This window comes from Paenibacillus motobuensis (assembly GCF_039521865.1).
Lineage (GTDB): Bacteria > Bacillota > Bacilli > Paenibacillales > Paenibacillaceae > Fontibacillus > Fontibacillus motobuensis.
Genome location: NZ_BAAACX010000013.1, coordinates 59,083 through 72,271, shown reverse-complemented (window position 1 = coordinate 72,271; position 13,189 = coordinate 59,083). Strand labels below are relative to the sequence as shown.

The 13,189-nt window shown below is 47.9% G+C and carries 10 protein-coding genes; all 10 read left to right on the top strand.

The features are described 5' to 3' along the window. Positions 1-7 precede the first annotated feature (7 nt). The 10 genes from ABD014_RS15010 to ABD014_RS14965 all read left to right on the top strand — a co-directional run bounded on the left by ABD014_RS15010 (position 8) and on the right by ABD014_RS14965 (position 13,067). Positions 8-877 (top strand): M15 family metallopeptidase, encoded by an 870-nt coding sequence (locus ABD014_RS15010; protein WP_343862470.1) that lies wholly within the window; start codon positions 8-10, stop codon positions 875-877. A 122-nt stretch (positions 878-999) separates the two neighbouring features. Beyond that, a complete protein-coding gene (locus ABD014_RS15005) occupies positions 1,000-2,589 on the top strand; it encodes a multicopper oxidase family protein (protein ID WP_343862468.1) in 1,590 nt (529 codons plus the stop codon). Between the two features lie 203 nt (positions 2,590-2,792). Continuing rightward, on the top strand, positions 2,793-3,950 hold the full coding sequence (locus ABD014_RS15000) for a winged helix-turn-helix domain-containing protein (protein ID WP_343862465.1): 1,158 nt from the start codon (positions 2,793-2,795) through the stop codon (positions 3,948-3,950). A 59-nt stretch (positions 3,951-4,009) separates the two neighbouring features. Beyond that, positions 4,010-5,311, top strand: coding sequence for an MFS transporter (locus ABD014_RS14995; RefSeq protein WP_343862463.1), 1,302 nt, complete (start codon positions 4,010-4,012; stop codon positions 5,309-5,311). Positions 5,312-5,770: 459 nt separating this feature from the next. Beyond that, positions 5,771-6,697 carry an ABC transporter permease gene (locus ABD014_RS14990; protein ID WP_343862706.1) on the top strand — a complete coding sequence of 309 codons (927 nt, stop codon included), beginning with the start codon at positions 5,771-5,773 and terminating at the stop codon, positions 6,695-6,697. A gap of 17 nt (positions 6,698-6,714) precedes the next feature. Beyond that, positions 6,715-7,596 (top strand): carbohydrate ABC transporter permease, encoded by an 882-nt coding sequence (locus ABD014_RS14985; protein ID WP_343862460.1) that lies wholly within the window; start codon positions 6,715-6,717, stop codon positions 7,594-7,596. A 164-nt stretch (positions 7,597-7,760) separates the two neighbouring features. After that, entirely contained in the window at positions 7,761-9,335 is a 1,575-nt protein-coding gene (locus ABD014_RS14980; RefSeq protein ID WP_379340659.1) for an extracellular solute-binding protein, read from the top strand. A 74-nt stretch (positions 9,336-9,409) separates the two neighbouring features. Then, positions 9,410-10,447 carry a response regulator gene (locus tag ABD014_RS14975; protein WP_343862458.1) on the top strand — a complete coding sequence of 346 codons (1,038 nt, stop codon included), beginning with the start codon at positions 9,410-9,412 and terminating at the stop codon, positions 10,445-10,447. Further along, complete coding sequence (locus ABD014_RS14970; RefSeq protein WP_343862456.1) at positions 10,447-12,303, top strand: sensor histidine kinase; 1,857 nt, start codon at positions 10,447-10,449, stop codon at positions 12,301-12,303. The genes ABD014_RS14975 and ABD014_RS14970 overlap by 1 nt, the downstream gene beginning before the upstream one ends. Then, on the top strand, positions 12,300-13,067 hold the full coding sequence (locus ABD014_RS14965) for an SDR family NAD(P)-dependent oxidoreductase (protein WP_343862454.1): 768 nt from the start codon (positions 12,300-12,302) through the stop codon (positions 13,065-13,067). The genes ABD014_RS14970 and ABD014_RS14965 overlap by 4 nt, the downstream gene beginning before the upstream one ends. Positions 13,068-13,189: the final 122 nt, after the last annotated feature.

Below are 13,189 nucleotides of genomic sequence, written 5' to 3'. Positions count from 1 at the left end.
CTAGAGAATGAAGAAAAGGGTATTTGTCGTACTGTTCATGCTAGGGTTATGCTATCTACTCATTAAAATAGAGCCAGTCTTGAAAGATAATGTGAAGATCCAAAGTCTTAGACAAACTTATAAGTCTGATTCGTCCCAGCATCAGACCACGAGTAAAATGAAAGTTGAAAGAAGCCAAATATACCAAGGAAATCTGCTTCTGGTTAACAGACAATTCGCAGTAAGACAGGAGAGTGTCAGAACAGATATTGTTAATTTATTCGATTACCCTGACCTGATGCAGGGATACGGGGTGTATGATCGCAACATTCGTCTGTCCGAAGAAGTGGCAAAGAGGTTTATGGATATGGTCTCGGCTGCGTCTAAGGATGGAGTTAACCATTTTCTGATCAGCAGCGGCTATCGCGATTTCGAGCAGCAGGACGTATTATATGAAGAGATGGGTTCGGAGTTTGCTCTGCCCGCGGGGAATAGTGAGCATAATTTAGGATTATCACTGGATGTAGGATCGACTCAATCGAAGATGTCCGAGGCCCCTGAGGGACGATGGATCGAGAAGAACGCTTGGAAATACGGATTCATTTTACGCTACCCGAAGGACAAGATCGATATTACCGGTATCGCATACGAGCCGTGGCATATTCGGTATGTTGGACTACCTCATAGCGCTATTATGCATGAGAAGGACTTTGTATTGGAGGAGTATATCAGCTTCTTGCAGGAGGAAGGAAGGATATCTGCCGAGGTCGATGGGAAGAAGTATACGATAACCTATTATCCGGAGTCTCATAACAAGACGGTTGAACTTCCGGGGAGTAAGGAGTATGAGCTTTCCGGCGACAATGAGGGCGGGCTTATTATGACGGTGCAAGAGTGATGAACTGCAAATTGAAATAATTTAAATAAAAGTAATTAAAAAATAAGCATCCTCCATCATTTCCACACATTTTCTGGGTAAAGTAACATTTATCAGGATATCTAAAGTGGAGGGTTGGAAGGATGAAAAATAAATTGAAAATCTGGTTGGCGATTGGAGCGATTAGCACCGTGGTGGTGGGCTGTGCCAAGTCCGAGGGTACGGAGACCGCCAGCAAGCCTGTGGCCAGCCCGTCAATCCCGTTAACTCTAACTAGAGAAACGCCAGTTGCTGATGGCAAGGAATATACAATTGCGGCAAAAGCGAGCAACCTGCGGGTATCCGCAGACAAGACCCTTCCGGTATGGACATTCAACAATTCCGTGCCAGGTCCACAAATTCGTGTTAAGGTTGGCGACACCGTCAAGATTAAATTGCAGAATGAACTCGAGGAACCCGTCTCTATTCACTGGCATGGTTATCCGGTTCCGAATGGAATGGACGGAATCCCTGGGGTTACACAGGATGCAGTTGTACCCGGTAAAACCTTCACCTATGAATTCAAGGCTACAATTCCAGGTACGTATTGGTACCATTCCCATCAAGATAGCGTTAATCAATTGGATAAGGGACTCTATGGATCGTTCATTGTAGAGGGGGCGGATGAGGATTACGACCGTGACTATACACTTGTACTGGATGAGTGGATGAGCGCTGACAGCATGGATATGGGGAGCCATACAAACAACGCGCAGAACGGCGGGATGGAAGGCATGAATCATGGAAGCATGGATATGGGTGATATGGAAGGAATGGATCACAGTCATATGGATATGGGGGATATGAGTGGAATGGGACATGACATGAGCATGTATGACCTCTATACCATCAACGGCAAGACCGGTGACGCGATTGATAAACTGACAGTCAAACAGGGTGAGAAGGTTCGAATTCGCTTGATCAATGCCGGTTATCTGACACATACGATGCACCTGCATGGCCATGAGTTCAAGATCGTCTCCTCTGATGGACAACCTGTGAACAGCCCAGCTGTGATTACCGATCAAGGGATTGCTGTTGCTCCGGGTGAGAGATATGATCTTGAATTTATAGCGAAGAATCCGGGGAACTGGCTGCTGGAGGAGCATGGAAATGAAGCTCGGGTAGAGAATATGAGAGCAGTCATCGCTTATGAGGGTTCAGAGAATAAGCAGACAGACGCATCTAATGCTCCAGAGGAATTGCCTCAATTCGATCTGCTTAAGTACGGCAAACAGGCAGAGACTCGCTTCTCTCTTGATCAATCCTTCGATCAGGAAGTTCTACTGAACTTGAACACGGCGATGAAGGGCGGCGAGATGGTCTATACCATTAATGGCAAAGTATTTCCCGATACCGATCCGATCCGGGTCGATAGAGGAGAGAAGGTCAAAGTCACTTTTATCAACCATTCCTCGAAAGACGATCATCCGATGCATTTACATGGCCACTTCTTCCAAGTACTGAGCAAAAATGGACAACCGCTTGAAGGAGCGCCCGTGATCAAGGATACCCTTAATGTGAAGCCGGGCGAGAAATATGTAGTTGCCTTCGAGGCGGATAACCCAGGGGAGTGGATGTTCCACTGCCATGATCTGCATCATGCTTCGGCGGGGATGGTCACCGATGTGAAATATAACGGTTATCAGAGTGGATACACGCCTGATCCGAATGTAGATAACATACCGGAATAACGTAATATAATTGTGAATGGATCTCAGAATGCATGTCGTAATATGGAATGCCGCTTGCACTTGAAGTGCGAGCGGTTTTTTTGCCATTGTCGGATGTAATAATTCCTCTCCACAGGTTGAGGGGCGTTTCTTAAACGTGCTTTAATAGGATTAAGAAGAATATGAGACGAACCTCTATATCAGAGTTAGGGAGGAGGAGATATATGACCGCGCTTGAATTTGAACCTCGGGATTATTCCGTCAGCTTTCAAGGGGAGAACATCCATCTGCTTGCAAAAGAGTACGCGCTGCTGCAGTTTCTGTACCAGAATCGCGGCCAGGTCTTCAATCGGGAGCAGTTGCTCGATCAAGTGTGGCCGATGGAATATCCGGGGGAACGTACCGTGGATGATCATGTATATCGGCTCCGTAAAAAACTGAAGGCATGGAGCGGGAAAGTGCACCTCCGCACAGTCCGAGGGCTTGGATACAGCCTTACCCTTGAAGAATCGTCAGGACTTGCGATACCTTCAATGACGGATAGCGGGGTTAAGCAACAGGTCGGAGAACTGCTCGATACCTACCTTAGGCTGGGACAGAGCCAATCGATGCAGGCCCTTGTCAATCAGCAAGAGATGCTTGGCGTGAGTATCGAATCCAAGCATCAAATGTTCCTGAAGTTTGTACGGGCCGATCTGGACTGGTTCCTGGAGAGTGACATTGAAGACCGTGGCAAACTATATTGGCTGCTGATTTTTTATTGCGCTTTTTACATCGAACCGGAAAAATCCCTGGATTACTATGAACGGACCATTGAACTGGAGCTATTGCCGTTTGAGATGCATCGGGAACTGAAAATATTAAATATTCTTGGTCTATATGCCAAAAACGGACGGGTTGAAGAGGATCTGCTGCGTGTGCAGGAAGCGTATCGCGCTGTGGAAAAAGAAAATGGCGACTTGGATATTTTCAAAATTCATATTGCAACAACGGAGATGCAGATTCATCTGCTCGCAGGACATATTGCCGAGGCAGAATGTTGTTCTATACATATTGAAGAGATGTTGGGCCAGACACCCTATTTGCGGGAAATCGGCGCTTACTACAATATAAAGGGCAGATTGTTACTTCTTCAGGATCAGCGCCAAGAGGCCTTATCATCCTTGGAGTATGGTCTGAAGGCGGCTGAGACAGCGCATAATATACCGTTACTCATCGGATTGGTCGTAGGCATGCTTCATTTTTTACAGACGACATATACGGATCCAAAACTGCTCAAGATGTTCCAAGCCCGGTATGATGAATTGGAAAGGACCTATAAACTCGCAGTATATAAGCGACCTATCGAACAGATGATCGAACGAATTTTGGGTCCTGTCTGATATTCCTCTGATATTTCTCCATTAGAGTGGATTTAATTCTTAATAGCGGAGGAATATACATGTCTACATCTGTCTCTACCTCAACAGGGCCCCAGACCTCTGTCTGGCGCAATCGGATTTTTACGAAAATGTATTCGGCTTATGCCATTTCATCCTTTGGCGATTGGTTCGATGCTTTTGCCATTGAGATTTTGGTAGCATTTCGCTGGCGTGCTGATCCACTCATGATCGCTTTGATCCCGGTCATGATCGCTCTTCCCGGGATTCTATTCGGTTCATTTGCCGGTGTTATAGCTGACCGGTGGAAGAAAGTCAATCTAATGATGCTTGCCGATGCAGCCGAGACACTACTTACCATAGCGTTACTATTTGCCCCCGGTATGTACTGGTTGTTACCTTTGCTTGCGCTTCGGGCTACCATGGGTGTATTCCGTGTTCCTGCGCATCAGGCGTTAACACGCCAGGTTGTCAGAGAGGATCAATTGCTCAAGGCGACTTCATACAATGGGCTTGTTAATCAGTTCTCTAAAATTGTCGGCCCTCTTCTTGGTGCGGTAGCCTTGACGATGATCTCACCGCAATTATGTATTCTGGTGAATGCTGTAACGCGCTTAATCTCTTGCCTCCTGCTGTTCACACTGCGGCATATCGATCAGAATGAGCAGGCTTGGAAGCACGAGGAAGCTGAGGAAACAGAGGGGGATAAGCTCGGATTCATTCCGCTATGGAAGCAGGGCTGGGCAGCGCTCATCAAGAGCCGTGCTTTATATAGTAGTTTTATCGTTAATATGCTCGTCTTGCTGATCATTCTGATGGTTGATTTTCAATTTCCGACATTGTATCGGGAGATTGCTCCCCATAACGAATCCTTGATGGGTTGGATGCTGGCGGCTACCGGAGTCGGAGCATTTATTACCATTCTGCTGCTGAACCGGCTCGGTAAAGTGACTTACGGGATTGGCATCGGAGGAGGGGCCGTACTTATTGGGGGTGCCTTTGGAAGTATGGGACTGCTGACGGCAGGCTCGCATGAGATATGGAGTATCATCCTGGGCCTTATGATAGGTATCGGTAACGGGCTTAGTATTGTAACTTATAATTATCTGCTGCAGAAAGAAACACCTGAGGGCATGACAGGCCGGATCTTTGGTATTCAAAATATGTCCACCAGCACATTGATGATCGGTGCGCCCTTAATCGGGGGGATATTGATTCGTAGCATAGGAGTCAGCAGTGTGTTTTTCTGGTTAGGGTTGGTCGTCCTCATCATCGGTATTATTAGTCTGGCTATGCAGCGGATTTTGTGGCCTGTAGAGCTTCAGTCCGTACATCGGCAGGATATAGGCGAGGTATCCGGTTGACCCGTCAAAACCAGCGGCAATTGAATCTAACGAAACTACAGAACGCTAATTCCCCCAAAACAGCAGCAATTTAGATCTAACGAAACTACAGATCGTTATTTAAGAGGAATCCAGTCTCGAATCCCCAAATTCACCTAAATAACGATACCCAGTTTCGTTAAAATTTTCATCGGCTCAATTTAGGGGAAATAGCGATATGGTGTTTCGTTAGAGTAGTGTTCGTCTGGTTCACCAATGATCAACCTCTGCGCTGCAGGGCCAATCGGCCTCTGCGGCTTTTTTCTTTGAATTGATGATCTGCATGGGAGTAGAAACACCTTAAAAAATCACCAGACTACAGTATATGACACCATGCAGCGTCGGCCTTCTCGGCAGTACTATTAAGAAAAGCTAGGAAGGAGGCAAAGAAGACTAGTGATGCATAACAAAGTGGACACGGCAGCACGGCTACCCGTTGGCATGGCGCCTAGGCCAGGCAAGGAAGGCAGCATATGGCGCCTGATATGGAAGTATAGGGCGCTATATCTGATTTCCATCCCCAGCATCTTTTATTTTCTGATCTTTAAATATATTCCGCTGGGCGGCTCGATCATTGCATTCCAGGAATATAACATTTTCAAAGGCTTCGGCGGCAGCGAGTGGGTGGGGTTCGCTCATTTTGCTGAAATGTTCAGGCATTATGATTTTTTGCGGATTTTGAAAAATACGGTGCTGATCGGGCTGTACGATCTAGTTTTTGCTTTTCCCGCACCGATTATTTTGGCGCTCCTGCTTAATGAACTGCGGCTGGTGATGTTCAAACGGGTTGTACAAACCGTGGTATATATGCCGCATTTTCTCTCCTGGGTGGTCATTGCCGGTATGTCGGTAGCGATTTTATCGCCGACAACGGGGATTTTAAATCAGCTGTTAGGCTGGTTTGGCCTCGATCCTCTATATTTTCTCGGGGATAATGCTTATATCCGTGGTGTACTTATCGGATCCGGAGTTTGGCGCGACACCGGTTATGGCACCATTCTATATTTAGCAGCCTTGGCGGGCATCAATCCCGAACTGTATGAAGCAGCGCAAATCGATGGGGCTAACCGCTGGAAGCAGACGCTAAGAATTACCCTGCCGGCACTGCTGCCGACGATCATGATTCTATTTCTGCTTCATATCGGGAAATTCCTCGATTTCGGTTTTGAACGGGTGTGGGTGTTCCTGAATGCGCTGAATACCGAAAATGGTGAAATTCTAGATACTTATATTTACAGAGCGGGGCTTCTATCGCAGCAGTATAGCTATACGACAGCGGTTGGAATATTCAAGTCGCTTGTTGGTCTGGCTCTGGTAATGACCGGGAATTTCTTCAGCCGGAAAACGACGGGCGAGAGCCTGTACTGATGGGGAGGGAGAACAGAGTGTATCCGAAATCGTCGACAAGCTATAAAGTATTCAATATATTGAATATCCTGTTCTTGACCCTGATCGGGCTGATGATGTTTCTGCCGTTCCTGAATGTCATCGCACAGTCGTTCAGCTCATCTAGTGCCATTACTGAGGGGAAGGTCAGCTTCTGGCCAGTAGAGTTCACCCTGATCAATTACGAATATGTGTTCAACGATGTCTCAATCTGGCGGGCATTTGGAGTATCCGTGTTCGTGACCTTAGTTGGAACGATGATTAATCTGATCGCCACAGCGACGCTGGCATATCCGGTATCGCGGCAGGAATATGTGGGCCGAAGGGTTATCGTGCTCATGGTTCTGCTGACGATGATATTTAGCGCACCGCTGATTCCGAATTTTCTGCTGATCAAAAATCTACATTTAATGAATACGCCGTGGGCATTAATTATTCCCGGCGCGATCAGCGCATTTAATTTTTTCGTCATGCATTCGTTCTTCAAGCAGCTACCGCCGGAAATTATCGATTCCGCAAGAATCGACGGCTGTGGTGAGTTGGGTATCATGATCCGCATGGTGACGCCGTTATCTAAGCCGGTAATGGCTTCACTTGGCATCTTCTATGCCGTCAGCCATTGGAATGCCTATATGGGGGCGCTCTATTATATTGATCAGCCAAAATGGTGGCCGCTCCAGGTCAAGCTGAAGCGGATGTTCGAGACGGATGACATCAGCATTGATCCGGGAGCTTCGCAATTCAGCGATCTGGCCCATACCTCGCCTGAAGGAATTAAGATGGCAACGATCATTATCGCGACGCTGCCGATCATTATGATCTACCCATTTTTACAAAGGCATTTTGTGAAAGGGCTTACAATAGGGGCGGTAAAAGCTTGATTTGTCCTGGACTTTATAAACTCTCATTTTCTATAATCTTAAAAAATGACAGGTGAACATGAAGTAGCAACCTCACGCTTTCTAATTTTTAAGGATACAATCTTCTTACAAAAATGAAGCTACCCGCAAATGTAAATTCAATTATCGGGAAAGAGGGGATCGGTTTGAAGAAGTGGGCAAGCTTGATGTTAACCTGTATGTTCGCCATCAGCTTATTGGCAGGATGCGGGGGAAAAGACGAAGTGAAGGAGAAGGCTCCAGGAGCTGCCGAGCAACAGGCAGAATCGGGGGACGCGGTAACGAAATTCTCGATATCGCTGCGGACGCTTAATTTCGGATATGTAGAGCAATCTCCGGACATCAATGCGGATAAATGGGTTAGACGGCTGGAGGAGCTAACTAATACCGATATGGACATCCGCCTCGTGCCGCATAAGGAGTATGAGCAAAAGATGGCACAAATGTTCGCCACCAATGATATTCCGGACGTAGTGCAGGGCCAGGGCGGCACGACCGGCAAAGAAATGGCCGGCTCTGTGGAGGCGGGGGTATTCATGCCGTTGGACGATCTTCTGAAGCAATATGGTCCGAATCTGCTCAAGAAAATTCCACAAGAAGCATGGAATCGGATGAGCTATCAAGGTAAAATCTATGGTATCCCGGAGTGGCTGGGAAATCCTTCCCGCCGCGCTACGTGGATCCGTAAGGATCTGCTCGATAAGACGGGACTGCCTGTACCGAAGACGGTGGACGATTATTTGAATGTGCTTCGCGCCTTCAAGGAATTAGGGGTTGAGAACCCGTATATGGGACGGCAGGATTTTAAATATGCCGATACGTTTTTCGGAGCTTATGATGTGTTTCCGTATCTGAGTCAGTTCGAGGAGGTAGATGGCCAGGTACAGCCGAAATTCCTTGACGCAGACAATATGATGAAAGCGCTGTCTACTTATAAAACGATGTTTGATGAAGGGCTGATCAATAAGGAGTTCGCCACGATCAACCCGACGACATTCAAGAATACGATCTTGTCCGGCAAAGCGGGCATCTGGTCAATGAATGCCAATGAGCTGATCCAGTGGCAGACGCAGCTGAAGGAGAGTGTACCGGAGGCTGAGCTTGCCATCATTCCTTCTCCGGTTGGACCTGACGGCAAGGGCGGATATTATCTCTATGGCGATGTGGCCCGTTCCTACTTTATTAATGCGAAATATGAGCATCCGGAGAAGATCATTCAGTTCTTCGATTGGATGGTATCGGATGAAGCCGAGCAGTTCTTCACCTTCGGAGTTGAAGGAGAGGATTACACGAAGGATGGAGACAAAATAGATTACAAACAGCCAACCGATGTTCAGGCAGTTGACGAAGAGCGTTATCGCCAGGCATTTCTGTGGATGGTTCAGGATACCACCTACAATAAAGGTTCATTAAGCTTAACAGAGGAAGGCAGAAATCTGATGAGCGTGTTCGACAATACGCTGGCTAATGAGGGCCGGGACGGGATCGAATTCGATCCGCGGCTAGAGGCGTTGAAGAAGAACCCGGATATTACGCCGTTGTCTGATACGCCTCCGCCATTGTTCATTACCCATATGGTGAAGATGGTGTACGGCCAGGAGCCGATCGAGAATTGGCCTAAAGTCATTGAGGAATGGAAGTCCAAAGGGGGAAATGAAGTCCTCAAGGAAGCGAATGATCGTTACCAGTCCAAAGAGGGGGCATTCCTGCCGAGAAAATAATCTGGATTGCCTCGTGGACGGTTATTGGCTAGTTGCTAATCAAAATACGAAATCGAAAGGAGCTACTCTCAAGCATGTACCGAATTCTCATTGTGGACGACGAACCTATGATTCTAAAAGGATTGACGGTATTTTTGCAGCAGTCCGGCATAGACATCGCCTCGATCCGCCAGGCCGCGAATGGCGAGGAAGCACTTGCCGCGATTCAGGAGGGGCTCCCCGATTTTGTGTTTACCGATATCCGGATGCCGGTGATGGATGGTCTGGCATTGTGCGCACGGATTGAGGAGATGAATGTACCGATTCAGACGGTGGTCGTCTCGGGCTACGGCGATTTCACGTACGCGCAGACCTGCATCAGTTACGGGGTGAAGGAATATTTACTTAAACCAATCAGTAAGCGAGATTTACAGGATACGCTGCGCAAGCTTGTACAGCGAGCGGAAGCTGTCAAGACCGCTTCCTCCTATCTGTCTGTCGCCAAAGCCGATGAATGGATCCAGGAGATGGAGCAAGCGGTCTATTATTTGAACCAGGAACGGGTGGAGGAGCTTCTGCGGATCCGGGAACAGGAAATGGGCTCTTATCAATGGCCGGATACGGAGCGAACGAAGATGCTGGCAGAGCTCCACGTCCTGCTGGAGAAGAAGCTGAAGGCCCGGGATGTGAATATTCTGTTGCCTCCGTTCAAACCTGAGCAAGGCATGTTGTTCTCCACCGTTTACCGCTATTTTGCCGATGGAATCCGAGAAACCTTGTGCTTTCTGCAGAAACGGCGGAAGGGAAAGCTGAAGGACCCCATAGAAGAAGTGAAGAAATATATCGAACAAAATCTGGGCAGTGAAATTTCGCTGGAGGAGGCTGCTGAGCTACTCGGGCTTCATCCGAATTATTTTAGCGTCATGTTCAAACAGATGACCGGCGAGACCTTTGTGCAGTACCGGACGAAACGTCGTATGGAGCATGCCAAGCGGATGCTGGGCGAAGAACGGTATCGAATTACGGATATTTCCTATGCGGTTGGGTATGCCGATCACTCCAACTTCACCAAGACCTTCAAAAAATACGAAGGCATCTCGCCTTCGGAATACCGTCAGAAGCTGGGAATCTGATGCCACGTTTTTTTCGCAGAAGCATTTCCAACCGTATTTTCGGATATTTCATGATTCTGATCGTCATCTCTTTGTCGGTGGTCGGCACCATTACCTATTTCCAATCCTCCAAGCTTCTGGACCGTCAGCTCGAACGGTATTTGTCACAAATGATTACTCATGCGGCCTATCATACGGATCTATATTTGCAAACCTTCGATAATGCCAGCAAGACGATTCTGTCGAGTAGCGATGTCCTGAAGTTCATGGAGATGGACCCGGACGATGGCTATCAGTATTACGAGCTGTCGCAGAAAATCCAGAGCGAGGTTTTCGATTCGGCCTTTATAGTTTATCCGCAAATCGATCTGATCTATATCATTAATCAGGATGGCAAAGCGATCACGACGAAAGATATGATCCAGAGTGAAGTGAAGGATTATAAATCCTATTATGAGTTGATAGAACAAAATCTCCCGGAAAACGGTATGGGGGCGCTCATCAATTCGGCTTCTGTTGCCCCGGAGGATGAGCAGTACATTACATTTGTTCGGCGGGTGCGCGGCATCGTATCGCATAAGCCAAGAGGAATTCTCGGCATGAAGCTGAATACACGGGAGATCTCCAAGCTATGGGGACAGATGGATCTGGGGGAGCAGGGCTATTCCTTCATTATTGATGCGAAGGGGAACTTCGTCGACAAACCGCATCAGGCAGAGGCCAGCGAATATATGGACGAAGCGATTAAAGATAAACTGCTGGCCGGAGATGACACCTTTACCGAGCGGATTGGCGGAAAGAAACGGATGTACGTCTCGAAGCAGTTGCAGGCCGCCGATTGGCGTATGGTCATATCTGTTCCAGTCAGCGAGCTTCGCCAGCCGATTATGAATATTCGCTACACGACCGTTATTGCTGGGGCAGTTACCCTGCTCGTTGCGCTGTGGATTGCCGGTCGTTTTGGCAAGTCACTGGTGCAGCCGCTGAAGAAGCTGGTACGGAATATGCGTTTGATGGAAAAGGGCGAATGGCAAATGATCGATCCGGGCGACCGCGAGGATGAATTCGGTTATTTGATCCAGAACTATAACAAAATGCTAACCCGGCTGTCGGAGATGATTGAGCAGGTCTATGAAGCCGAGCTGAAATCCCAGAAAGCTGAACTGAATGTGCAAAGGATCGCCTTGGAACAGCATAAGGCAGAATTCCAGGCGCTGCAGCTGCAGATTAACCCCCATTTTCTCTACAACACGCTGGAGACGATTAAATGCTATGCGATTGTACAGGACTCCGAGGAGATTATGGATATGGTCGAGGCGATGGCGTCGATGCTGCGTTATGCTATTCAGACGAGTCTGACGGAGATTACGGTTGTTGATGAACTTAAGCATGTGCTGAATTATATGAAGATTTTGCAGTATCGTACGCAGAGACAATTTGAGCTGGAGGTGGATATACCGCCGGATCTGCTGCTTCATAGAATGGTGCGTCTCACCTTGCAGCCGCTGATCGAAAATATGTTCCAGCACGCTTTTCCGAACGGAATTCAAAATGATCACCACATCGGGATTCATGGATATATGGAAGAAGGCCGCTTTATTCTGGCCGTAGCCGATAACGGGGCAGGTATGTCTGAGGATAAGCTGCATGCGGTCAGGGAGAAGCTGCGCTTAAATCAGTTGGCCGAAGCTGATCCGCAGACGACGTATCATCAAGGCGGACTGGGGCTGATGAATGTACATCGTCGGATTCAAATGGTGTATGGCGAGACATATGGCTTATCAATCGATAGTATTGTTGGTCAGGGAACGAAGATTATAATGTCGCTGCCATCTGATGGCAGCATCGTTTGCAGATATGAGGAGGGAACGGGATGACGATTCAGTTGCAAGGGAAAATAGCCTTGGTCACTGGCGCCAGCGCTGGGATCGGGCGGCAGATTGCTGAGACGTTGGCTGCGTCTGGAGCGGCCGTCGCCGTGCATTATCGCAAAGGCAGAGAAGAAGCGGAGGCGGTAGCCGCAGAGATCATTCAAGCCGGCGGCCGCGCAGTAGCATGTTATGCCGATGTGACGAAGCTCGAGGATATGACTTCGATGATTAAGGAGGTGCAGGAGCGTCTCGGCGGAACGGTAGATATTTTGGTGAACAATGCCGGAGATTTAATCAATCGATTATCTAATTGCGAGATGACTGAGGAGCACTATACTCGCGTCATGGATGTGAATTTCAAATCCTGTGTGTTCATGAGCAAACTTGTGATTCCGGGGATGCAAGCCAAGGGTGCTGGCAAAATCATTCATTTAGCCTCGGTAGCAGCGCATGACGGGGGTGGCCCCGGAGCATCGATCTATGCGGCGAGTAAAGCTGCGGTTATTGCTTATGCCAAAGGCCTGGCTAAAGAGCTTGCTCCGCACGGCATTCATGTAAATTGCATCTCGCCAGGATTTATTGGACGGACTGCTTTTCATGCTACACATACTTCCGATCAGGGAAGAGAGGCAACCGTGGCGAAAATCCCGCTTGGCCGGGAAGGAACGCCCCAGGATGTGGCAGATACAGCCTTGTATCTGGCTTCATCCCTATCCGATTACCTGACAGGAGAGACGATCGAGGTTAATGGTGGATTATTCATGCGCTAGATGTGAACTAATGACAGAGCGGGTACAGGCAAAAGGGTGAAATGATTCTGAAGAAGCGTATCGTTCGCCTTTGTGAATGGATGTCTACCTTGTTGGATTCTATTAAATCAAGAAATCTGTGA